The sequence below is a fragment of the Curtobacterium salicis genome, from assembly GCF_011759505.1.
Taxonomy (GTDB): Bacteria; Actinomycetota; Actinomycetes; order Actinomycetales; family Microbacteriaceae; genus Curtobacterium; species Curtobacterium salicis.
This window is the reverse complement of the sequence record NZ_JAAOYO010000004.1, coordinates 17,990-40,960: the sequence shown is the minus strand read 5'-3', so window position 1 is coordinate 40,960 and position 22,971 is coordinate 17,990. Positions and strand designations below refer to the sequence as shown.

Below are 22,971 nucleotides of genomic sequence, written 5' to 3'. Positions count from 1 at the left end.
GGGCCTCAGGCCTCGGTGTGTCCGAGCGCCGGCTCGACGCACATGCAGACGGTGCGTGCCGCCGAGGCGTGCACCTCGAACACGACGACCTCGTTCCGTCCGGCTCGGAGGACCGGTGCCGGGACGGCCAGCGTGCGCTGGGGACCGCGCGACCAGTACCGGCCGAGGCAGAACCCGTTGACCCAGGCGACACCCTTCCGGAACCCGTCGAGCGCCAGGGAGCGGTCGAGGTCCGCACCGCTGTCGGTGAGCTCGAACGACCCCATGGCGAACACCGGACCGGCGAGGGTCTCCCCCGTCGACAGGTCTGCGTTCCGCAGCACCTCGAGCGCGGCCTCCGGCACCGGGTCGAGTGCCAGGGGCGACACCGTCCAGCGCGACAGCACGTCGTCGCCGATCCGGACCGCGCCGATGAGCCCCTTCGGCTCGCCGATCCGGGGCCCGTAGTCGACGCGTCCCTGGTCCTCGACGAGCAGCTCCAGGAGGCCCGTCACCGGTGGCAGCGCGATCGCACGGTCGTGGTGCTCCCGCTCCAGGACGCCGACGGTCCGACCGTCGACGCGCACGAGGACGCGGTCGCGGACCTCCTCACCCACGGTCAGCACCCCGCCGTCGGGCAGGTCGACCTCGGTCCGGTACAGGACGAAGCCGGAGGCGGCGCCGAGCTGGTCGAAGGTCGGTGGCGTCTCGTGGGTGGTCCAGTCCGTCGTCGTCGGCAGCAGGTCGACGAGCGGGAGGACGCGGTCGAGGCGGACGGCGACGTCCGCGGCGGGGGTGGGTCGTGCCTCCAGGCCGTCGGTCGGCGCTTCCGCAGGCCCGGACGCCGGCGCGAGACGTCCCGACCCGCCGGGCTGCATCGCCGCGGGCAGCTCCGGGACGGGGGCGTACCGGGCGATGACGTCCCGGAAGGCGTGGAACTTCTCGGTGGGGCGTCCGGCCTCGTCGAGCGGGGCGTCGTAGTCGTACGACGTCGCGATCGGCCGGTACACGCCCTTGTCGTTCGCGCCGTTCGTGAAGCCGAAGTTCGTGCCGCCGTGGAACATGTAGATGTTCACCGAACCGCCGGCGGCGAGCAGGTCGTCCAGGTCCGACGCCGAGGCTGCGGCCGACGTGGTGTGGTGGTGCTCCCCCCAGCTGTCGAACCAGCCGTCCCAGAACTCGGAACACATCAGCGGTCCGGTCGGCTGCGCCTGGCGGAGGCGGGCGAGGCGCTCGGTGGAGCGGGAGCCGAACGAGCCGGTCTTGTGCAGCGACGGCAGCGAGCCGTCCTCGAGCATCGAGTCCATCGGCTGGTCGACGCTCGTGAAGGGCACGGTCAGACCGATGTCGCGGTGCATCCGCTCGAGCTTCTCGAGGTAGACCGGGTCGGATCCGTACGCGCCGTACTCGTTCTCCACCTGCACGAGCACGATCGGCCCGCCGGCGTCGATCTGCCGCGGCACCAGGATCGGGGCGAGGGCGTCGAGGTAGCGGCCGACGGCGGCGAGGAACTGCGGTTCGTCCCGGCGGATGCCGACCGTGCCGTCGGTGAACAGCCAGAACGGCAGCCCGCCGTTGGTCCATTCGGCGCAGATGTACGGGCCGGGGCGGACGATGGCGTGCATGCCCTCGGCTTCGACGAGGTCCAGGAACCGGCCGAGGTCCAGGCCGCCGGTGAAGTCGAAGGTGCCGGGGGTGGCCTCGTGCGCGTTCCACGCCACGTAGGTCTCGACGGTGTTGAGGCCCATGAGCTTGGCCTTGCGGATCCGGTCGGCCCACAGGTCGGGGTGGACGCGGAAGTAGTGGATGGCACCGGAGAGCACCCGGTGCGGCTGCCCGTCGAGCAGGAAGTCGGTGTCGCCGATGGCGAAGCGCATGTCGTTGCTTTCTGGTGGGAACACGTCGGTGCCGACGCGTCTCGTGGGAACGCGGCCGTGCGGAGAACCCGCACGGCCGCGTCGATGTGGTGGGGCTACTTGGTCGAGACCGTGAAGCCCTGGTCCTTGCCGTACTTCGCGAGGGCGTCCTGCCAGGCCGACAGACCCGACTCGAGCGACGTGCTCTTCTCGTACGACTGCCCGACGGTGTCGGCGTAGACGCTGTTCGCGTACACCTGGTACGGCAGGTAGGTGAAGTCGTTGTCCGATGCCTTGGACGCGTCGACGAGCACCTTGTTGATCTGCTGGCCACCGAAGTAGTCCGGCTTCTCGTCGAGGAACGCGGACGACTCGAGGTCGGCGGTGGTCGACGGGAACCCGCCGGACTCCATGAAGACCTTGGTCGAGGCCTTCGACGAGTTCAGCCACTTGAGGAAGCCGGCGGCGAGGGCCGGGTTCTTCGACTGCTTCATGACGACCTCGGCGCTGCCGCCGTTGTTCGCGGTGGCCGCGGTCTGGCCGTCGTAGGTCGGCATCGGTGCGACGCGCCAGTCACCCTTGGCGTCGGCGACACTGGCCTCGAGGTTGCCGGGCATCCAGGCGCCGGTGATCAGCGTGGCGATCTGGCCGTTGCCGAGCTGCTTGTACCAGTCGTCGGTCCAGCCGACGGTCTTCGCCAGGAGGCCCTGCTCGACGAGCTGGTCCCAGGTCTGGGTCCACTTCTTCGTGCCGGAGTCCTGCAGGTTGATGGTCACCTTGTCACCGTCGGTGGTGAACGGGGTGCCGCCGGCCTGGGCGATCATGCTCGTGGTGAAGCCCGCGTCGCCGGAGTCGGCGGCCAGGTACTTCTCGGGGTCGGCGTCGTGCAGCTTCTTCGCGGCGGCGACGTACTCGTCCCACGTCTTCGGCACGGCGATGTCGTACTGGTCGAAGACCTTCTTGTTGTAGAACATCGCCATGGGGCCGGAGTCCTGCGGCAGGCCGTAGACCTTTCCGTCCATCGAGACCGAGTTCCAGGTGCTCGCGGCGAACTTGTCCTTCATGTCACCGAAGCCGTAGTCGGACAGGTTGAGCAGCGACTCGGACAGGGCGAACTGCGGCAGGGCGTAGTACTCGACCTGTGCGACGTCGGGGGCGCCCGAGCCGGCCTTCACGGTGTTCTGCAGCTTCGTGTACTGGTCCGCACCGGTGCCGGCGTTGACGAGCTTGACCTTCACCTTGGGGTAGGCCTTCTCGAACGCGGCGACCTGGTCCTTCGCGGAGGGCGTCCACGACCAGTAGGTCAGCGTGCCGCCCTGGTCGAGGGCCTTGTCGATGTCGGAGGCCGAGCCGCCGGAGCCGGAGCCGCCGGACGCGCAGGCGGCGAGGGCCATCGCGGCGGTGACGCCGATGGCGAGGGCGCTGAGCCCGCGCCGGAGACGCTTCTGCATGGTGGTGCCTTTCACTTCATCGTGAAGAAGGTGCTTCTTCGTGGAGGAGGGACTGCTGGTGCTGGTGCTGGTCGGTGCGGTCCGTTGCGGGGCCGCTCCGTGCCTCCCGGCCGGGGTCCGGTGCTGCTGACCGGGGCCGGAGGGCGGGATCAGGCCTTGACGGAGCCGGCCGCGAGGCCGGACTGCCAGAAGCGCTGGAGGAAGAGGAACGCGACTACGATCGGGATGATCGTGAGCAGCGAGCCGGTGACGACGAGGTTGTAGATCGGCTGCGCGCCGGAGCCGGTGGCCTGCGCGTTCCACTGGTTCAGGCCGACCGTCAGCGGGTACCACTTCGGGTCGCTCAGCATGATGAGCGGCAGGAAGTAGTTGTTCCAGGTGGCGACGACCGCGAACAGCAGGACCGTGACGACACCGGGCGCCAGGAGCTTCAGCGCGATGGTGAAGAAGATGCGGAACTCGCCGGCGCCGTCCATGCGGGCAGCCTCGATGAGCTCGGTGGGGATCGCCTCGACCGCGTAGGTCCAGATCAGGTACATGCCGAACGGGCTGATCAGCGAGGGCAGGATGATCGCCCACGGGGTGTTGGTCAGGCCGACCTGCGAGAAGAGCAGGAACGTCGGCACCGCCAGGGCGGTGCCGGGCACGGCGATCGCACCGAGGACGACGGCGAACACGGCGCGACGGCCGGGGAACTGGAACTTCGCCATGCCGTAGCCGGCGACGGTCGCGAGCAGGGTCGCCCCGCCCGCACCGACGACCACGTAGAGCAGCGTGTTGCCGAGCCACTGGACGAAGATGCCGTCGTTGTAGGTCAGCGTGTCGACGATGTTCTGCCAGAGGTTGAACTTCCCGCCGAACCAGAGGCCGAACGTGGAGAGCAGCGACGACTGCGTCTTCGTGCTGTTGACCAGCAGGTAGAAGAGCGGCGCGAACGAGTAGACGACGAAGACGACCATGACCGCGGTCAGCAGACCGGAGCGCTTCACCTTGCGCCCGTCGACGGGCTGGGCCGCCTTCCGGGAGGCACGGGTGCGGCGTGCACGCGGGTCACCCTGCGTCGTGGTCGCCTCGGTGACGGTGAGGGGGGCGGGACCCTGCAGGGTGCTCATCGGTTCTCCTGTCGGGTGCCGCGGACCTGCACGACGTAGGCGATGACGGCGGTGATGACGCCCATGACGATCGCGACGGTGGCGGAGTAGTTGAACTGCTGGCCGCTGAAGGACAGCGAGTAGGCGTACATGTTCGGCGTGAAGGCACTGCCGATGACGTTCGGGGCGAGGGTCTTCAGCAGGTTCGGCTCGTTGAAGAGCTGGAAGCTGCCGATGATCGAGAAGATCGTCGCGATGACCATCGGGCCGCGGAGGGCCGGGAGCTTGATCGAGAAGACCGTGCGCATCGGGCCGGCCCCGTCGAGTTCGGCCGCCTCGTACAGGTCGCCCGGGACGGTGCGGAGGGCGGCGTAGAAGATCAGCATGTTGTAGCCGAGGAACTCCCACGTGACGACGTTGCCGATGCTCGTCAGGACCCAGCTCGGGCTGAACGGCTGCAGCAGGTCGATGCCGAGCGCGTCGTTCGCCGCTCCGGTCAGACCGAACTGGTTGCCGTAGATGAAGCCCCAGATCAGGGCGGCGACGACACCGGGGACGGCGTAGGGCAGGAAGACCGCGATGCGGAAGAACCCGGTGCCCCAGAGGCGGGCGCTGTCGAGCGCCAGGGCGGCGACGAGGGCGAGGCCCAGCATGATCGGCACCTGGACGACGAGGAAGATCGCGACGCGGCCGAAGCCGGACCAGAACTTGGCGTCCTGGAAGAGCTGCACGTAGTTGGCGAACCAGACGAACTGGTTGCCACCGATGAGCTGGTCGCGGAACAGGCTGAGCCACAGCGCGTAGCCGATCGGCACGATGAGCATCAGCACGAGGACGGCGACGAACGGGCCGACGAAGAGCCAGCCGGTCATGCGACCCCGGGGCTTCCCACGGCGACGCGGTGCGGGCGTGGTGCCCGAGCGTCGCGGCGCGGCCTCGGGGCTCCGCGCGGTGAGCGTGCTCATGTGACTCCTTCGTCGTGTCCTGAACTGACGTCGACGGGGACCTCAGCGCCGGGTGGTCGTGCTGCGACCCGCGCTGATGTTGACGTCAACATCGAACGGAGGCGACCATAGCATGGCAACGTCATCATGCGCTAGCGTTCGCAGGAGTGGTCGTGCATCGATGCCGGCCCGCACCGGCCGTCGCCCGGTGCCGGCCCTCGGCTGCGCACCCGTACCGGCCCCACACCGTTCGCATGGAAGGGGGCGCGTGACCATCTCGACGACCACCGACGCCACCGCAGTCCCCCGCCGGGCCCCGTCCCTCGCCGCCGTGGCGGAAGCCGCCGGGGTCTCGATGCAGACCGTCTCCCGCGTGGCCCGCGGGTTCGACAACGTCAGCCCCGAGACCCGCACCCGCGTCCAGCAGGCCATGGCCGAGCTCGGCTACCGGCCCAACCGCGCCGCCCGGGCCCTGCGGTCCGGACGCTTCCGCACCATCGGCGTCATCATGTTCACGCTCGCCTCGTACGGCAACATGCGCACGCTCGAGGCCATCGCCGACGCCGCCGGGGTCGCCGACTTCACGATCACCCTGCTGCCGATGGCGTCCCGCACGGAAGAGGGCGTCCGGTCCGCGTTCTCCCGCCTGCACGAACAGGCCGTCGACGGCGTGGTCATCATCATCGAGTCGCACGTCATCGACACGGCCGAGGTCGAGCTGCCCGACGGCGTCCCCATGGTCGTCGTGGACTCCACCGGCACCACCGAGCACCCGGCGATCGACACCGACCAGGCCGACGGCGCCCGACTGGCGACCCAGCACCTGCTCGACCTCGGGCACGACACGGTGTGGCACGTCGCCGGACCCGCGTCCTCGTACTCGGCGGCGCGACGGCAGGCGGCCTGGAGTGCGACCCTCACCGCGGCCGGGCGCACCGTCCCGCCCGTGCTCGGCGGCGACTGGAGCACCGAGTCCGGCTACCAGGCCGGCCTCGAGATCGCCCGACGCCCCGAGATCACCGCGGTGTTCGCGGCGAACGACCAGACCGCGCTCGGTGTGCTCCGCGCCTGCCACGAGGTCGGGCGCGCCGTCCCGTCCTCGCTCAGCGTCGTGGGCTTCGACGACTCGCCCGAGTCCGACTCGTTCTGGCCGCCGCTCACCACCGTGCACCAGTCCTTCGACGAGGTCGGGCGCCGCGCGGTCGCCACGCTCCTGACGCAGATCGAGGGCGGTGCCGCCACGGCGGCGACGGACCTCGTGCCGGTGCGGCTCGTCGTCCGCGCGAGCACGGCCGCGCCGCCGGCGCGGTAGCGGCGGGCGGGGCGCTGCGGGGCCGCGGGGCCGCGCCGAGGCTCGGCCAGGCGGACAGAATGCGCCGCACGCGGGCCGCACCGTGTCCGCCCAGCCGAGGCTCGGCCGACGGGAGGCGCGGCGCGCGCCCGCCACGCGCCTCCTGGCCGCACGAGATTCGCGCTCGAGGCTCGGCCACGCGGACAGAATGCGCCGCACGCGGGCTGCAATGCGTCCGCACAGGCGAGGCTCGGCCCCGCCGGCCCCGCCCCCGCCGGCCCCGCCGCCGCCGGCCCCGCACAGAGAAGGACGCCGGGCCCCCGAAGGGACCCGGCGTCCTCTGCTCACTCGACGCTCGCCGCACGCAGCGTGCGCCGAGGCGACTACCCGATCGAGAGCGCCGTCCAGGAGACGGGCGGCAGTTCGATCGTGATCGTGTCACCCTCGCGGCGGACGGACTCGTTGGTCCGCAGGCCGACGCGGGAGGTGTTCGACAGGTCGTTCACGGCGTGCAGGTCATCGTCCCAGATGCCCTCCGCGTGCACGTCCCCGTCGACGTCGAGCCCGGACAGGTCGATCGTGACCGTCGTGCTCTCGGTCTGGTGGCGGTTGACGAGGAACACCGCGGCGTGCCCGTCCTCGACCGTGGCCGCCGAGTCGACGACCGGGACGGTGCCGTGCTTGCCGCCGTCGATCGTGTCACCCGAGGCGACGACGTTCAGCGACGTGCCGTGCGCCAGGCGCGAGGTGACCGAGAACGGGAAGAACGTGGTCTGGCGCCAGGCCTCGCCACCCGGCTCGGTCATGATCGGGCCGATGACGTTGACGAGCTGCGCGATCGACGCGGACGCGACGCGGTCCGCGTGGCGCAGGAGCGAGATGAGCAGCCCGCCCAGGACGACGGCGTCGGCGACGGTGTACACGTCCTCCAGGAGGCGCGGGGCGACCGGCCACTCGTCGAGCGTGAACGTCTTCTGCTGCGCCTCCCACTTCGTGATCGACCAGACGTTCCACTCGTCGAACGAGATGTCGATCCGCTTGTCGGAGCCCTTGTGCGCCTGCACGTGGTCCGCAGCGGTCGTCACCGTCTTGATGAAGTGGTCCATGTTGGCGCCGGAGGCCAGGAACGAGGTGAGGTCCTGGTCCTCCTCGTAGTAGGCGTGCGCCGAGATGTAGTCGACGTCCTCGTAGGCGTGTTCGAGGACGGTGCGCTCCCACTCGCCGAACGTCGGCATCGACGCCCCCGAGGAACCGCAGGCCACGAGTTCGAGGTCGGGCTGGATCTGCCGCATCGCCTTCGCGGTCATCGCGGCGAGCTTGCCGTAGTCCTCGGCGTTCTTGTGGCCGAGCTGCCACGGGCCGTCCATCTCGTTGCCGAGGCACCACATGGTGATGCCGAAGGGCTCCTCGCGGCCGTTGGCCTTGCGCTCCTCGGAGCGTGCCGTGCCGCCCGGGATGTTGGCGTACTCGAGCAGCTCGATGGCCTCGGCGGCGCCGCGCGTGCCGAGGTTCACGGCGAGCATGAGCTCCGAGCCGACCGAGTCGAGCCACTGCTGGAACTCGTGCAGGCCGACCTCGTTCGTCTCGGTCGAGTGCCACGCCAGGTCGAGCCGGCGGGGACGCTGTTCGACCGGTCCGACGCCGTCCTCCCACTTGTAGCCGGAGACGAAGTTGCCGCCGGGGTAGCGGATGGTGGTGACGCCGAGCTCCTTGACGAGTTCGATCACGTCCTTGCGGAAGCCGTGTTCGTCGGCCGACTCGTGCGCGGGTTCGTGGATGCCGTCGTAGACGTGACGACCGAGGTGTTCGACGAAGCCGCCGAACAATCGGCGCCGCACCGGGCCCACCGTGAACGCGGAGTCGAGGACGAGGTGTGTGCGGGGCATGGATCTCCTTCGATCAGGCTGTGCGTCGAGCACGAGTGTTCCGCAGTGTCACGGAAGTGAGCGCTCACCTGGAGGAAACGCTATCGGGTGTCGACACGGGACGGAAGGGCTGGTGCGCACGTCGGTGCGGCGCTAATGTGAGCGCTCACGGGGCACCGACGCCCCGCGATCGGGACGTCGTTCCTCCCCGGATGACCGTCCCGCTTCGGCCCGTCCCGATGGAGTGATGCCATGCCGAACCGATCCGTCCCACCCCTCCGCGGGTCCACCTTCACGCGGAGGAGCCTGCTCGCCGCCGGAGCGGCGGCCGCCACGGTGCTCCCCCTCGCCGCGTGCTCGAGCCCGCTCTCGGCCGGTCTCGCCGGCAGTGCCCTCAACCCGGAGACCCTGGTCTTCTGGAACCTGTTCGGCGGCGGTGACGGCCTGCGCATGCAGGCGATGGAAGCCGGCTACGCCAAGCAGCACGGCGGGTCGTCCGCCCTGCAGGCGACGACCTTCGCGTGGGGCAACCCGTACTACTCGAAGCTGACTCTGGCGACCGTCGGGAACAAGCCGCCGGACGTCGCGATCGCCCACCTGACCCGGGCGAAGCCGCTCTGGGACGGCGACCTGCTCGACCCGATCACCGCGGACGACCTCGCCGGCGTCGGACTCAAGGCGAGCGACTTCAACCAGAAGGCGTGGGCCGCGCAGAAGACCGACGGCGCCAACATCGCGATCCCGCTCGACACCCACCCGTTCGTGCTGTTCTACAACGTGGACGTCTGCAAGAAGGCCGGGCTGCTCGACGGCAACGGTGAGCTCAAGAGCCTGGACGGCATGGACGCGTTCGAGAGCGCCCTGGCCGCCGTGTCGAAGGTCACCGGTGGCACAGCGCTGAACGTGGCGAACGTCGTGCCGGAGACGGCGACCCCGTGGCGCTTCTTCTGGACGATGTACAACCAGATCAACGGCGCGACGCCGTTCATCAGCGACGGCGGCGCGAAGCTCACCGTCAACGAGGACGCCTACAACGAGGTCACCAGCCGCACCCAGAAGTGGGTGAAGCAGGGCTGGATGAACAAGGCCCTGGACTACGCCACGGCCCAGTCGCTGATGTTCGACGGCAAGGCCGGCTTCTTCATGCAGGGCGAGTGGGAGATCAGCACCGCCCAGTCGATCAAGGGGCTGAAGTTCGGCATGGCGCCGATCCCGACGCTCTACGACAAGCCCGCCACCCAGGCCGACTCGCACACGTTCATCCTGCCGAAGAAGAACCGCACGCCGGAGCAGAAGAAGGCCGCCCTGCTGTTCATCAAGCAGATGCTCGAGCAGAGCCTGACGTGGGCGGAGGGCGGGCACGTCCCGGCCTACATGCCGACGTTCGACAGCACGCAGTACAAGGAGCTCAAGCCGCAGTCGAACTACGCCGCCGCCGCCGAGACCGCGGTCTTCGACGACGCGGCCTGGTACGGCGGATCGGGCTCGACGTTCGAGGGCACGGTCGGCGCGCAGCTCGCCCTCGTGCAGCAGGGCAGCTCGAGTCCCGCGCAGGCACTCAGCGCGATCAAGAGCCAGCTGGCGACCTACCTCAACACCCCGAGCCCCCTGTGACCGGCAGCACCGGGCATGCGGTCACCGGGCATGCGAACACCGTGAACACCGCGCGAAAGGCACGATGACGTGACCACAGCACCAGTCCTCGACCGCCCCACGGACGCGGCCGCCGCGCCCCGGCGGCTCCGCAACTACCGGACCAGCATCTCCCGCGGGCAGGGCCGCAGCGGGTGGCTCTTCCTCGCCCCCTTCGGCCTGTTCTACGTGGCCTTCCTGCTCGGTCCGACGATCTGGATGATCGTCACCAGCTTCTTCAACACCTCGACCGTGCGCACCGGACTCGGCAGCTTCGCCGGGTTCGCGAACTACGCGGAGATGCTCGGGCGCTCCGACTTCTGGTCGTCGCTCTGGCACACCCTGCAGTTCACGCTGTACACGACGCCGCCGCTGGTGATCCTGGCGTTCGTCTTCGCGGTGCTCACGAACCGGATGAACAAGGGCCAGTGGTTCTTCCGACTGGCGTTCTTCCTGCCGTTCATCCTGCCGTCGGCGACGATCTCGCTCATCTGGGTGTTCATCTTCACGCCGGCCACCGGCCTGTTCGCGACGATCCAGTCGGGGCTCGGCCTGACCCCCGGCTCGGGCATGCTGTCCAGCCCGAACACGGCGATGATCGGTGTCGCCATCGCCACCGTCTGGTGGACGCTCGGCTTCAACTTCGTGCTGTACCTGGCCGGCCTGCAGGAGATCCCCCGCGAGCTGTACGAAGCCGCCGCCGTGGACGGCGCCTCGAACTGGCAGCAGATCAAGTCGATCACCCTGCCGCTGCTCGGCCGCACCACGACGCTGGTCATCCTGCTGCAGATCATCGCGAGCCTGAAGATCTTCGACCAGGTGTACCTGATGACAAACGGCGGACCGGGCATCTCGACCCAGGTCTCGCTGCAGCTCATCACCGGTGTCGGCTTCACGGACAACCGGCTCGGCGCCGCATCGGCCGCGTCGGTCCTGCTGTTCATCGTGATCGTCGCCATCGCGGTCATCCGGCAGCTCGTCGAGCGCGCTGCCGCCAAGCGTGAGATCGGAGCCTGACATGACCGCCACCGAGAGCATCACCACCGGCCGCACCAAGCTCCGCACCGGCGTCTCCTCGGCCGCTCCCACGAGCGCCGCGAAGATCGGCGTCAGCGGCCGCGGCTTCACGATCGCGTCGGCCATCGTCCTGACGGTGTTCGCGATCATCTGGCTCATCCCGAGCCTGTTCGCGCTGAAGACCTCGCTGTCCGACAACGGTGTGGCCGCACTCGGCGCGAAGTCGATCCTGTCGAACTGGAACCCGACGCTGCACTCCTACGCGTCGCTGTTCCAGTCCGGCGACATCTGGAACTGGTACCTGGCCAGCGGCATCACGAGCGTCGTCACCGCGGTGCTCACGGTGATCTTCGCGTCGATGGCCGCCTTCGCGCTGTCACGACTCGTGTTCCGCGGCCGGAACATCGCGTTCCTGCTCATCATCCTGGGCATCATGATCCCGACGCAGGTCCTGATCATCCCGATCTTCCAGGAGCTCAACGCGGTCAACCTGCTCAACACCTACTGGTCGGTGATCTTCCCGCAGGTGCCCGCCGTGATCGCGGTGTTCATCTTCAAGCAGTTCTTCGACGGCATCCCGAAGGAGCTGGAGGAGGCCGCGCGCATCGACGGCGCCGGCATCTGGAAGATCTACTGGTCGGTCATCCTGCCGCTGTCGCGTCCGGTGATCGCCGCGGTGACGATCCTGACGTTCGTCGGGGTGTGGAACAACCTGCTGCTGCCGCTGTTCGTGCTGTCGAACCCGGACCTCATGACGATCCCGGTCGGGCTCGCCACGGTCCAGGGCAGCTTCGGTCAGCGCTACGCGGACATCCAGGCGGGTGCGATCCTGGCGGCGCTGCCGCTGATCATCCTGTACCTGATCTTCCAGCGGCAGATCGTCGAGGGTGTCACCGGCTCCGGCCTGAAGGGCTGACGCTCGGTCCGGACGTCACGTCCGGACCACCTGACGGACGGGAGGCTCCCCACCAGCTGGTGGGGAGCCTCCCGTCCGTCGTGGGGCGCGGGTGCGATCCGGCTCAGCCGGCGAGCGGCTCGAGCCGCGACCGGAGGAGGCAGAACTCGTTGCCCTCCGGGTCCTGCAGCACATGCCAGGACTCGTCGCCGGTCTGTCCGACGTCCGCCGGTCGCGCGCCGAGGGCCAGGAGCCGCTCGAGCTCGGCGTCCTGGTCGCGGTCGACCGGGTTGACGTCGAGGTGCAGGCGGAGCGGCTGCGTCTTCGCGTGCGGCACCCGGGACAGGATGATGGTCGGTGTCGCGCCGCCGAAACCGGAGGCGGGGCCGATCTCGATGCCGTCCTCGTCCTTGCCGAGTTCGACGTAGTCGAGGACGGCGCACCAGAAGCGGGACAGCGCCTCGGGGTCGGCGCAGTTGAGGACCAGTTCGCTCAGTCGGCAGCTCATGGCGCGAGGATACGCGCGAGGCGCCCGGCGGGCTCGCCGGCGCGTTCTCTGGGGGTCAGGGCGTCGGGGTGACCGACCACTTCCCGTTCGTGGCGATCGCGAGGATGCCCGGCAGATCGGCTTCGAAGGTCTCGGAGAACGCCTCCGTGTCGCCGTAGATGCGGGTGGCATCCGAGGTCGTGAAGACCCGGAGGCCGAAACGGTCGTCCGCGCTGGCCGGTGTGTAGTCGACCTGCACGTGCCCGACGTCGTCCGAGAAGAACAGCACGGCGGGACCGGTACCGGACTGCGGGCCGGACACCGTCGCCAGGTCGTTCCAGCTGCGCAGGGTGAGCGACCACGGGCCGTCGGCCTCGATGATGAGCATCTGCTGCTCCGGGTCGTTCTTGAGGACGCTGGTCACGAACGACGCCTTGAGGGGTGCCCGAGCGGAGCCGAACGGTGACATCCGCCCGGGTGCCGTGATGGTCGCGGTACCGGTGCACCCCGAACAGTCCAGGTCGGCGACGACGCCGAAGTCCCCGCGGACCCGGAACGCGATGTCCGAGGGGCCGGTGCCGGAGACGGTCGCGGGAGCACCCTCGGCGACGTCCCCCGCGTCGATCGTGACACCCGTGAGCTCAGCGACGGCCGGGGTCGTCGGGGTGGGCGTGGGGGTCGGGGTGGGCGTTGCACGGGCGGTGGGCGTGCTGTGCGGCGTCGCCCGTCGGCTGGATGCCGTGTCGGAGCCGGCGCTGCCAGGCAGCATCGAGCAGCCGGTCACCAGCAGCAGAGCGGTGAGCACGACCGCCGTCGCGGTGGCTCGCCGGGTGCGCCCCCGGCGCGGGTCGTCCGTGTGTTCCCCCATGCGGCAAGCGTGCCACAACCGGGCGCCCTGCGATCGAGCCGGAGCAGGCGCTCAGGCCATCGCGGGCTGTCGTGCCTCGTGCTTCCAGAACCCCGAGAAGGTGATCCGCGACTTCGGCAGCCCGGCACGGTGCAGGTGGCGGCGGCCCTCGGTGGCCAGGCGGGACTCCCCCACGACGAACGCGTAGCCGAGGTCGTCCGAGGGAACGTGCCGCTGCAGTTCGGCGAGCGCCGCCCGTCCGGGGACCGCGGAGGCGTCGCCGCGCACGAGCCAGGTGACGGTGACGCCGACCGGGGCGTCGAGGTCGCGGATGTCGAGCGCCGACGGGACCTCCTGGATGATCCGGCCGACGGTGCCGCGCGGCAGGGATCGGGCGATGCCGACGACCGCGGGCAGACCGGTCTCCTCGGCGGCGATGACGACCTCGCTGGCGTCGTCCGGGCAGTCGAAGATGCAGCCCTGGTCGAGGAGCGCGAGTTCGTCGCCGGGGCGGGCGGCGCAGGCCCAGATCGCGGCGCGGCCCTCGAGCCGGCCGTCGGCGCCGGTGTGCACGACGAAGTCGATGTCCATCTCGCCGCGTTCGGGGCGGTGTCCGGCGACGGTGTAGTTCGCGCAGTGCGGTCGAGCGTCCTCGGGGATGCGGAGGTACTGCGGCCACCACTTGGCACCGTCGATCTCGGGCATCACGAAGGTGTCCTGCTCGGGGCGCTGCAGGAACAGGCGGAACCAGTGGTCGAAGCCGAGGAACGGGAAGTCGCGGATCTCGTCGCTCGCGATGGTGACGCGGTGGATCGACGGGGTGTGCCGTTCGGTGCGGACGACCTGCGCCCGGAACAGCCGCGGGTTCTCGGGCATCAGCCTCGGGATCTTCGCCATGAGGGAAGGCTAACCTAATATGGCTTCCGTGCCACCCCCTCCCCTCGCTGTGACGACCGCGCCCGCCGCCCTGCCCGGAGCGGTGATCGGCGCCTCCGGCGTGCACCGCCGGACGGCCCGGCGTCGTGTGGCGGTGCTGCTCGGGCTCGCCGTGCTGGTCGTCGCCGCCGCGGTCGCGAGCATGCTCCTCGGCAGCAACCACATCGGTGCCGACCGGGTGCTCGCGGGTCTGATGCGCACCGGCTCGGGGACCGACGAGGCGATCGTCTGGGGCTCCCGCGTCCCCCGCACCCTGATCGGCGCGAGTGTCGGCGCTGCCCTCGGGATCGCCGGACTGCTCATGCAGGGGCACACGCGCAACCCGCTCGCCGACCCCGGCCTGTTCGGTGTCTCCGCCGGTGCCGGCCTGGCGGTCGTCCTCGGTGTCTTCGTGTTCGGCGTGACGAGCACCAGCGCCTCGGTCTGGTTCGCCCTGGTCGGCGCGGTCGTCGCGAGCGTCGTCGTCTTCTCGGTGACCGTGGCCGGCAGCGGGACCGCCAGCCCGGTGCCGCTCGCGCTGGCGGGAGCCGCCGTGTCCGCGCTGCTGGGCGCACTGACGTCGTTCATCGTGCTCACCGACCAGGACTCCCTCGATGCCTACCGCCTGTGGGTCGTCGGGTCCCTGTCCGGGCGGCAGCTCGACGTGCTCGCCGCCGCATGGCCGTTCATGGCCGTCGGACTCGTGCTCGCGATCTGGAACACCCGCGCCCTCGACGCACTCGGACTCGGGTCGGAGCTGGCGAAGGGCCTGGGCGAGGACCTGCTCACCGCGCGGCTCGTCGGCCTCGGCGGCATCACCCTGCTGGCCGCCGGCGCCACCGCGGCGGCCGGTCCGATCGCCTTCGTCGGCCTGACCGTGCCGCACGTCGCCCGCGCCGTGGTCGGGACCGGGCACCGCTGGACCCTGCCGGCGTCGGCGCTGCTCGGGGCCGTGCTCGTGCTGGCCGCGGACGTCGTCGGACGACTGATCGGCGGGTTCGCCGAGGTCGAGGTCGGCATCGTCCTGGCCGTCATCGGCGGTCCGGTGTTCGTCGCCGTCGCCCGCCGCCGGTCGCTGGTGTCCCTGTGAGCGCCACGACACGGGTCGACACCGACGAGTCGACCGCCGGCCCCACCACCGGCGGGCCGACGCCGGCCGCCACGAGCACCACCACCGGCCCCCGCCGCGGCGTCCGGATCGGCCCGGTCGGCCTGGCCTGGCGCCCCCGCGTCCTCAGCACCTCGGTCGTCGCGGTCGTCGCCGCCCTGTTGCTCGTCGTCCTCGGCGTCGCGATCGGCTCGACGTTCATCGCCCCGGGCACCGTCGTCCGTGCCCTGCTCGGCCTGGAGTCCGGCCCGGAGCAGTTCATCGTGACGACCCTGCGCCTCCCCCGCGTCCTGACCGGGGCGCTCGTCGGCGTGACGCTCGCGGTCGCCGGTGCCCTGACGCAGACCTTCACCCGGAACCCGCTGGGGACGCCGGACATCATCGGTGTCACGTCCGGTGCGAGCGTCGGCGCGGTGGCGGCGGTCGTGCTCGGCGGCGGTGGTTCCTCGGTCAGCGCGCTGGTCCTCGGCGGCGGCATCCCCGTCGCCGCGACGATCGGCGCTCTGGTCGCGGCGGCGATCGTGTACGGACTCGGTTGGCGTGGCGGTGTGCAGAGTCACCGGCTGATCCTGGTCGGGATCGGGGTCAGCGCGACCCTCGACGCCCTCACCAGCTACCTGCTCGTCCGCGCGAAGATCACGCAGGCCACGGCCGCGTCGCAGTGGCTCGTCGGCAGTCTGTCGAGCACCTCGTGGACGACGGTGTGGCCGCTGCTGGTCATCGCCGCGGTCGGGGTCCCGCTCGCCCTCGCGACCTCGGCCGCGCTCGGCATCGGGCAACTCGGCGACGAGGTCGCCACCGGTGTCGGCCTGGGCGTCCAGCGACACCGGCTGCTCGTGATCGGCCTGGCGGTCGTCCTGACGGCGGCTGCGGTCGCCGCCGCCGGTCCGGTCGGCTTCGTGGCGTTCGTGGTCCCGCAGATCGCGCTGCGGATCGCGGGGACGAACCGGCCGCCGCTGCTGCTGTCGGCAGCGCTCGGCGCGGTCCTGGTCCTCGGCGCGGACCTGCTCGCCCGCTCGGCGTTCCCCTGGCAGGTGCCGGTCGGCATCGTCACGACCGTGATCGGCGCCCCGTACCTGATCTGGCTCCTCATCCGTCACCGCAAGGAGATGTCCCGATGACCACGACGACCCCCTCGGTCGCGACCCCGACGCCGGCTGTCGCTCGCGGACACGCAGTCCCCGTCCTGGAGGCCCGCGGCCTGTCGGTCGGGTACGACCGGACCCCGGTCGTCCGCGACCTCGACCTGACGATCGAGCACGGCACGGTGACGACGTTCCTCGGCGCGAACGGGTGCGGCAAGTCGACGCTCCTCAAGGCGCTCGGCCGGGTACTCAAGCCGCAGTCCGGTGAGGTCTTCCTCGACGGAGCGCCGATCCGCAAGGAGCCGAACCGCGCCGTCGCGCGGAAGCTCGCGATCCTGCCGCAGTCGCCGCTCGCCCCGGCCGGCACGAGCGTGCTCGACCTGGTGATGCGCGGCCGGAACCCGCACCAGTCCTGGGCCCGCCCGTGGACGGCGGAGGACGCAGCCGTCGCCGAGGACGCCATCGCGGCGACGGGTCTGACCGACGTCGCCCACCGCGACGTCGCGAGCCTGTCCGGCGGCCAGCGCCAGCGTGCCTGGATCGCCCTCGTCCTGGCGCAGCGGGCGGACACGCTCCTGCTCGACGAACCGACGACCTACCTGGACCTGGCGCACCAGCTCGACGTCCTCCGGCTCGTCCGGCGGATCAATCGCGAGCAGGGCTCGACCGTCGTGATGGTGCTCCACGACCTGACCCTGGCGGCGCGGTACTCGGACCGGCTCGTGGTGCTCCACGACGGCGGTGTCGTCGCCGACGGCACGCCCGCCGAGGTCCTCACCCCGGCCGTCCTCGAGCAGGCGTTCGGCCTGCACGCCCGCGTGGTGCCGGACCCGGTGACGGGGTCCCCCATGGTGGTCCCGGAGGCCGACGAGCACGACGCGTGACGCGCCTCCCGGCCGGGGTTCCGGCCCGAACTGGTGGATCCACTCAGGTTAGGTTAGGCTCACCTAACGTGAACACTCTCCGCCGCGGCACGGTCCGTGCCGCCCTCCTGACCGCCGTCACCGCGACGGCCCTCATCCTCACCGGCTGCTCCAGCACCGGCGGATCCGACGACGCCGGCAACGGCACGAGCGCGTCCTCCCGCGCGTGGTCGTACGAGGACGCCACCGGAGCCACGGTGAAGGTCGACCACACCCCGAAGCGCGTCGTGGTCCTCAACGACATCGCGATCTCGTTCATCGAGTACGGTCTGCGCCCGGTCGGCACCTTCGGCCAGCTGACGATGGCGAAGGACCAGCGCTTCAAGGACCTGGACACCGACGGCATCACGCAGCTCGGCAACGCCTACGGCGACATCGACCTCGAGAAGCTCGCGGCTCTGAAGCCGGACCTCGTCGTCACCTCGGTCTACCCGACGGACGCCAAGGGCACGCTCGACACCACGCAGCCCGGCTACGGCTTCAAGGACAAGGAACAGCAGGAGCAGGTCGCCGCCATCGCGCCGGTCGCCCAGGTCAAGTGGGGCGGCGAGGGCGAGGACGTCATCGAGCACATCGCCGACCTCGCCGAGTCCCTCGGGGCGGAGGAGACCACCGTCGAGGCCGCCGAGAAGGACTTCGACACCGCCAAGGACGCCCTGCAGCAGGCCGCGAAGGGGAACGACCTCTCCGTCGTCTCGATGTACGCGGACGGTGACGGCGCCTACGTCACCCGCCCGTCCGACGAGCCGACGCTGCAGATGTACACCGACTTCGGCGTCGACTTCGTCGTCCCGAAGCCGAAGGGCTGGTACTGGGGCATCTACAGCTGGGAGAACGCGGGCCAGATCTCGGGCGACGTGATCCTGCTCTCGCAGCAGGGCTACCAGGTCGCGGACCTCGAGAAGCAGCCGACGTTCGCCGACAACGCCGCCCTCGCGGCCGGCCAGGTCCACAGCTGGACCTTCCCCGCGCTCGACTACGCCTCGCAGGCGGACTACATGACGAAGCTCGCGGGCTGGATCGACGAGAGCAAGCCGGTCTCCTGACGCGACCCCGAGCCGCAACGGGAGGCTCCCCACCAGCTGGTGGGGAGCCTCCCGTTGCGTCGTCTGGTCGCGACGACGCGCAGGCGACTGCGGTAGGAACGACGGATGACGGACGCGGGGTGGCAGGACGACGTCCTCGGGGCGGACTACGAGCGTCGTGAGCTGCCGCTCGGGGTGGACGACGAGGGGCCGGTGGTCGCGACCCTCGTCCGTCGGCGGCGCGGCCCGGTCGACCACCTGCGCCGGCACGCCGGTCCCCTGCACGACGTCGACGTCCTCTACGTCCACGGCTGGTCGGACTACTTCTTCCAGACCGAGCTGGCGGAGCGGGTCGAACGGCTCGGCGCACGATTCCACGCCCTGGACCTGCGGAAGTACGGGCGGAGCCTCCGGCCACACCAGACGCCCGGTCACGTCGACGACCTCGCCACCTACGACGAGGACATCGCCGCCGCCCTCGACGTGATCCGCGCCGAGCACCCCGAGCAGCACCGACGCCTCGTCCCGATGGGGCACTCCACCGGTGGCCTCACCCTGGCGCTCTGGAGCGCCCGACACCCGGAGCTCGTCGACGGGCTCGTGCTCAACAGCCCGTGGCTGGAGTTCCAGGCGGACGCGATCGGCCGGGCGGTCGTCGCGCCCGTCATCAAGCTCGGCGCGAAGCGCAACCCCCTCGCCCCGATGCCCGCCGTCGACCCCGGCTTCTACACCCGGACCGTCTCCAGCTCGGCCGAGGGGACCTGGACCTACGACCAGCGGTGGCGGCCCGATCGGGGCTTCCCACTGCACCCCGGGTGGCTCGCCGCGGTCTTCGCCGGGCAGGAGCGGGTCGCGCACGGCCTCGGCATCACGGTGCCGACGCTCGTGATGCTCAGCGACAAGAGCATGCTGCAACCGCGGTGGAACGAGGGCATGACGCGGGCCGACGTCGCGCTCAACGTGGACGCCGTCGCGCGACGCGCGCTCTCGCTGGGCGACGAGGTGACCGTCCGGCGGCTCCGAGGCGCACTGCACGACGTCGTGCTGTCCGCCCAGCCGGTCCGCGAGCACGCGTACGACGTCATCGGGCGGTGGGCGGCGACGCTCCCGCACTGACCGGGAGGCGGCGACCGCGCGGACCGCGCGGACCGCTCGGACCGTCCGGACCCCGGACCGCCGCTCAGCGCCGCGTCGCGCGGAGTGCGGCGACCGCCGTCCGGGTGGCCGTGGCGACGAGCGCGTCGTCCGGCTCGGCGTCCGCCGCGGACTGACTGGTCATCACGACGAGGACGACCGGGGCGCCGCCGGGCGGGGTGACGATCCCGACGTCGTTCCGGACGCCGTGGGAGCCCGTGCCGGTCTTGTCCGCGACCGACCACCCGTGCGGCACACCGGCACGGATCGTCGCGTCACCGGTGGTGCTCCCGGCCATCGTCTCCACCAGCAGCTGCCGGTCGTCCGGGCGCAGGGCGTCCCCGAGCAGCACCGTCCGCAGGTCCGCCGCGAACTGCGCGGGCGTCGTCGTGTCGCGTTCGTCGCCCGGGGTGGCCTCGTTGAGGTCCGGCTCGACCCGCAGGACCTGCGTCACCTGGTCGCCGATCCCGCGGAGCCAGCGCTGCACCACGGACGGTCCGCCGACCCGCGCGACGAGCAGGTTCGCGGCGGTGTTGTCGCTCGACCGGAGCATCGCGTCGAGGAGCGCCCGGACGGTCATGCCCGATCCGACGTGCTGCGACGTCACCGGGGCGTACGCCAGCAGGTCACGCTGCTCGATCGGCACGACGGCGTCGAGGTCGTCCGACCGGGCGTCGTCGAGCACCGTCGCGGCGATGAACACCTTCGCAGCCGACGCGAACGCGAAGCGCTCCCCGGCTCGGTGCGTGACGGTCGCACCGCTGCCGGTGTCGATCGCGACGAGGCCGAGCCGGGCATCGTGCCGGGACTCGAGTGCACCGAGCGCCCGGGTGGTCGCGGCGCTCGTCGTGCTCGCGGGAGGCGGTGTCGTCGCGGTCGGTGTCGTGGTCGCCGTGCCGGAGGTGGGGCGGCTCGGACCGACCGGCGCCACGCCCGCCTGACACCCCGTCAACGCGATCGCGGCCGCGACGACGAGCGCGGTCACGATCGTCGCCCTCGTCCGGTCCGGCATCGTCACACGATAGTGCGGCGTTCCTGCCGGTGGCCGGTCAGGACGCCGTACGTGCGCTGCCCGTGGCGAGGTGCGCGCGGAGGACGTCGCGGACGCTCGTCCAGTCGTGGGAGCCGTACCGCCCGTTGTCGACGTGCCGCAGCTGCGCCTGCCCGCTGAACATGCTCACGAAGTACTGCATCCCCTGCCAGGCCGGGAACGTCTCGTCGGTGTCCTTCGCGAGCCGCTTCCCCACCGCGCTCATGGCGGAGAGGGTGCCGGTCGTGCCCGCCCACTGCAGACGGAACCGGGAACCCGTCAGCTCGCTGACGGTCCGAGCGACGTCACGGGCCGTCAGCTGGTCGCCGGCCATCTCGATCACCCGGGGAGCGTCGTCGTCCAGGGCGGCGAGGGCGGTGACCCGGGCGACGTCGTCCTTGGTGGTGAAGTCGAGCACCTGGTCGGCGGACGACCAGAACAGGACCAGACGGCGGCCGAACAGGATCATCGGAGCCTCGCCGGTGAGCAGGTCGGTGAACATCCCGGTGAGGATCGACGTGGCCTGGACGGGTGCCGCGTCGACGTGCGCGGCGAACTCGCGGCGCAGCTCGAAGTTGCGGTTCGTCCCGGGGGTGATCCGCCGGTAGTCGGCCGAGTAGTCGGAGGGGATGAACCGCGGCACCCCGGCGGCCACGGTGGCCGTCAGCAGGGCTCGCTGCGCGTCGACGATGACCGGACGGGTGCCGCTGACGGTGGACACGACGACGTCGGCACCGTCCACGGCCCGGGTCAGGGCATCGTGGTCGTCGTAGCCGGCGACGACCACGTCGACCTGCGGGTGGTCGTCGAACCGGGCCGCGGCGGACGTGCTGCCGGGGCGGGTGAGGACCCGGACCCGGACGTCGTGTCCGAGGAGTTCGCGGACGACGCGGTGGCCGAGGTCGCCGGTCGCTCCGGCGACGAGGACGGTGCTGGTCATGGGGAGGGCCTCACTGTGGGGTCGTCGACGGGGTCGCCGGGGTCCCCGGCTCCCGTCGCCGGCGGGAACGTTCCGGTGCGGCGACCGGGTGGTGGAAGGAGGGGTCGTCGGTGACGGAGCCGGGAGCGGGCGTGCTCGCGGCGAGTGCGACACGGGCGAGCAGGTGCCGCATCGTGGTCTGCTCGTCCTCGGCGAGGTGACGCAGCAGGACTCCTTCGGCGGCGCGGAGGGACCGCCGGGCCCGGTCGAGCAGTTCCCGGCCGGCGTCCGTCGGGAGCACCTGGCGCACCCGTCGGTCGGACGGGTCGGCGCGACGTTCGACGAACTCGCCGGCCTCGAGGGCGTCGACGACGTACGTCATCTGGGTCTTGTCCACGCCGAGCCGTCGAGCGAGGGAGAGCTGCGAGGAGGGCTCCTCGGTGGTGATCGCGACGAGCACCTGGTACCCGCGCGGGCCGGCGGGGACGTCGGCGACGGCGTCGGTCCCCAGGCGCATGAACTCCTGCAGGGCCAGCGGCAGCGCCCAGCCGAGCTCGGTCTCGATCCCACCGGCCGTCCAGTCGATCTCCGGCAGGACCGTGGCCGGCGCGGCGCTGTCGTGACTGTCCATGGATGAGACGATACACGTTCAAGATCGTCTTGTATCGAGATCATCGAGGTCGGCACGCTGCGTGGCCGCTGGTGTTGACGGCACCGGGGCCCCCGACCTGCGGACCCCCGCAGGTCGGGGGACGAACCTGGGCATCGACCCCAGGAAGGTGCACCGAGTGCATCGATGCACCTAGTGTCTTCACCGTGACCCTCTCGCCCGATCGCCGTGCTGCCCTCAAGGCCCGGCACCGTGCGGCGATCCTGCAGGCCGCGCGCGAGCTGATCGACGAGCGCGGCGGCGAGTTCAGCGTCGACGAGCTCGCGGCCCGTGCCGACGTCGCCCGCCGCACGGTCTTCAACCACTTCGCCTCGCTCGACGAGATCCGCCTGTCGGTGCGCGAAGAGGTGCTGTCGGTGATCATCGACCAGTTCCTCGCCGAGATCGCGAACACCCCGGTCGGTGACGGCAGCAGAGCGGCGATGTTCGACGAACTCGAGTCCGCCGCCCGCGGCACGGACCTGCCCGGCGCGATCGTCCGGCTGCACCGGATCCTCGGCGAGCCGGAGGAGGACGACCCCAAGGCGGCCGCCCTCACCCAGACCGCCTTCGCCCGCGTCACCGGGCGCCTCCGCAGCGAGGTCGCCCGGCGGCACCCCGCAGCTGATGCCCTGGACACCGCACTCCTGGTGGACTCGCTGATGAGCGGCATCGTCGTCATCGCCGACCACTGGCTCACGACCACCGGTCCCCGCCTGGACGAACAGGCCCGGGCCGACTGGGACGCCCTGCTCGGACGACTCGTGCACAGCGTCCGCAGCGGGTACCTGCCCGAGCACTGACCGAACAGACGTCCTCCCAGGGGTC

At 70.9% G+C, this 22,971-nt stretch carries 21 protein-coding genes; 10 read left to right on the top strand and 11 right to left on the bottom strand.

Annotated elements, in window-relative coordinates; all coding sequences use genetic code 11:
* Nucleotides 1-5: 5 nt before the first annotated feature.
* The 4 genes from E9228_RS12415 to E9228_RS12400 form a co-directional block, all read right to left on the bottom strand.
* Complete coding sequence (locus tag E9228_RS12415; RefSeq protein WP_166780885.1) at nucleotides 6-1,856, bottom strand: glycoside hydrolase family 35 protein; 1,851 nt, start codon at nucleotides 1,854-1,856, stop codon at nucleotides 6-8.
* Between the two features lie 95 nt (nucleotides 1,857-1,951).
* Nucleotides 1,952-3,286: an ABC transporter substrate-binding protein gene (locus E9228_RS12410; protein ID WP_166780884.1), complete on the bottom strand. Its 1,335-nt coding sequence runs from the start codon at nucleotides 3,284-3,286 to the stop codon at nucleotides 1,952-1,954.
* A gap of 149 nt (nucleotides 3,287-3,435) precedes the next feature.
* Nucleotides 3,436-4,398: a carbohydrate ABC transporter permease gene (locus tag E9228_RS12405; protein WP_166780883.1), complete on the bottom strand. Its 963-nt coding sequence runs from the start codon at nucleotides 4,396-4,398 to the stop codon at nucleotides 3,436-3,438.
* Nucleotides 4,395-5,342: a carbohydrate ABC transporter permease gene (locus E9228_RS12400; protein WP_166780882.1), complete on the bottom strand. Its 948-nt coding sequence runs from the start codon at nucleotides 5,340-5,342 to the stop codon at nucleotides 4,395-4,397. Before E9228_RS12400 ends, E9228_RS12405 begins: the two co-directional genes overlap by 4 nt.
* Nucleotides 5,343-5,595: 253 nt before the next feature.
* Between E9228_RS12400 and E9228_RS12395 the strand changes: the two genes are divergently transcribed.
* Nucleotides 5,596-6,633 carry a LacI family DNA-binding transcriptional regulator gene (locus E9228_RS12395; RefSeq protein WP_425248384.1) on the top strand — a complete coding sequence of 346 codons (1,038 nt, stop codon included), beginning with the start codon at nucleotides 5,596-5,598 and terminating at the stop codon, nucleotides 6,631-6,633.
* Between the two features lie 362 nt (nucleotides 6,634-6,995).
* On the opposite strand, the gene arfA is transcribed toward E9228_RS12395, so the two are convergent.
* On the bottom strand, nucleotides 6,996-8,498 hold the full coding sequence (gene arfA, locus E9228_RS12390) for an arabinosylfuranosidase ArfA (protein WP_166780880.1): 1,503 nt from the start codon (nucleotides 8,496-8,498) through the stop codon (nucleotides 6,996-6,998).
* 231 nt (nucleotides 8,499-8,729) lie between these two features.
* On the opposite strand from arfA, the gene E9228_RS12385 reads away from it, so the two are divergent.
* From E9228_RS12385 to E9228_RS12375, 3 genes are all read left to right on the top strand, one after another.
* Nucleotides 8,730-10,091, top strand: coding sequence for an extracellular solute-binding protein (locus E9228_RS12385; RefSeq protein ID WP_166780879.1), 1,362 nt, complete (start codon nucleotides 8,730-8,732; stop codon nucleotides 10,089-10,091).
* Nucleotides 10,092-10,160: 69 nt separating this feature from the next.
* Nucleotides 10,161-11,126 carry a carbohydrate ABC transporter permease gene (locus tag E9228_RS17605; RefSeq protein WP_341849879.1) on the top strand — a complete coding sequence of 322 codons (966 nt, stop codon included), beginning with the start codon at nucleotides 10,161-10,163 and terminating at the stop codon, nucleotides 11,124-11,126.
* Between the two features lies 1 nt (nucleotide 11,127).
* Nucleotides 11,128-12,042, top strand: a complete 915-nt coding sequence (locus E9228_RS12375) for a carbohydrate ABC transporter permease (RefSeq protein WP_166780878.1) — start codon at nucleotides 11,128-11,130, stop codon at nucleotides 12,040-12,042.
* Nucleotides 12,043-12,145: 103 nt separating this feature from the next.
* Here the strand turns inward: E9228_RS12375 and E9228_RS12370 are convergent, their stop codons facing one another.
* Genes E9228_RS12370 through E9228_RS12360 form a run of 3 tightly spaced genes read right to left on the bottom strand, consistent with a single transcriptional unit; the run spans nucleotide 12,146 to nucleotide 14,252 of the window.
* Complete coding sequence (locus tag E9228_RS12370; protein WP_111079027.1) at nucleotides 12,146-12,529, bottom strand: VOC family protein; 384 nt, start codon at nucleotides 12,527-12,529, stop codon at nucleotides 12,146-12,148.
* 55 nt (nucleotides 12,530-12,584) lie between these two features.
* A complete protein-coding gene (locus E9228_RS12365) occupies nucleotides 12,585-13,376 on the bottom strand; it encodes a hypothetical protein (protein ID WP_166780877.1) in 792 nt (263 codons plus the stop codon).
* Nucleotides 13,377-13,427: 51 nt separating this feature from the next.
* Nucleotides 13,428-14,252, bottom strand: a complete 825-nt coding sequence (locus E9228_RS12360; RefSeq protein ID WP_166780876.1) for a siderophore-interacting protein — start codon at nucleotides 14,250-14,252, stop codon at nucleotides 13,428-13,430.
* A 28-nt stretch (nucleotides 14,253-14,280) separates the two neighbouring features.
* Here E9228_RS12360 and E9228_RS12355 point away from each other — a divergent pair, with 28 nt between their 5' ends.
* From E9228_RS12355 to E9228_RS12335, 5 genes are all read left to right on the top strand, one after another.
* The gene (locus tag E9228_RS12355) at nucleotides 14,281-15,360 is read left to right on the top strand and encodes a FecCD family ABC transporter permease (protein ID WP_341849878.1); all 1,080 of its coding nucleotides are present in this window, start codon (nucleotides 14,281-14,283) and stop codon (nucleotides 15,358-15,360) included.
* A complete protein-coding gene (locus E9228_RS12350) occupies nucleotides 15,357-16,499 on the top strand; it encodes a FecCD family ABC transporter permease (protein ID WP_341849877.1) in 1,143 nt (380 codons plus the stop codon). The genes E9228_RS12355 and E9228_RS12350 overlap by 4 nt, the downstream gene beginning before the upstream one ends.
* On the top strand, nucleotides 16,496-17,347 hold the full coding sequence (locus E9228_RS12345) for an ABC transporter ATP-binding protein (RefSeq protein ID WP_166780874.1): 852 nt from the start codon (nucleotides 16,496-16,498) through the stop codon (nucleotides 17,345-17,347). The genes E9228_RS12350 and E9228_RS12345 overlap by 4 nt, the downstream gene beginning before the upstream one ends.
* Before the next feature lie 68 nt (nucleotides 17,348-17,415).
* Nucleotides 17,416-18,432 (top strand): ABC transporter substrate-binding protein, encoded by a 1,017-nt coding sequence (locus E9228_RS12340; protein WP_166780873.1) that lies wholly within the window; start codon nucleotides 17,416-17,418, stop codon nucleotides 18,430-18,432.
* 105 nt (nucleotides 18,433-18,537) lie between these two features.
* Complete coding sequence (locus tag E9228_RS12335; protein WP_166780872.1) at nucleotides 18,538-19,527, top strand: alpha/beta hydrolase; 990 nt, start codon at nucleotides 18,538-18,540, stop codon at nucleotides 19,525-19,527.
* 64 nt (nucleotides 19,528-19,591) lie between these two features.
* On the opposite strand, the gene bla is transcribed toward E9228_RS12335, so the two are convergent.
* From bla to E9228_RS12320, 3 genes are read right to left on the bottom strand one after another with little or no spacing between them, the layout of a single operon-like run.
* Nucleotides 19,592-20,557, bottom strand: coding sequence for a class A beta-lactamase (bla, locus tag E9228_RS12330; protein WP_166780871.1), 966 nt, complete (start codon nucleotides 20,555-20,557; stop codon nucleotides 19,592-19,594).
* Between the two features lie 37 nt (nucleotides 20,558-20,594).
* Entirely contained in the window at nucleotides 20,595-21,515 is a 921-nt protein-coding gene (locus E9228_RS12325) for an NmrA family NAD(P)-binding protein (RefSeq protein ID WP_166780870.1), read from the bottom strand.
* Between the two features lie 10 nt (nucleotides 21,516-21,525).
* Nucleotides 21,526-22,125 carry a MarR family winged helix-turn-helix transcriptional regulator gene (locus tag E9228_RS12320; RefSeq protein ID WP_166780869.1) on the bottom strand — a complete coding sequence of 200 codons (600 nt, stop codon included), beginning with the start codon at nucleotides 22,123-22,125 and terminating at the stop codon, nucleotides 21,526-21,528.
* 185 nt (nucleotides 22,126-22,310) lie between these two features.
* Here E9228_RS12320 and E9228_RS16810 point away from each other — a divergent pair, with 185 nt between their 5' ends.
* On the top strand, nucleotides 22,311-22,946 hold the full coding sequence (locus E9228_RS16810; RefSeq protein WP_208386140.1) for a TetR family transcriptional regulator: 636 nt from the start codon (nucleotides 22,311-22,313) through the stop codon (nucleotides 22,944-22,946).
* Nucleotides 22,947-22,971: the final 25 nt, after the last annotated feature.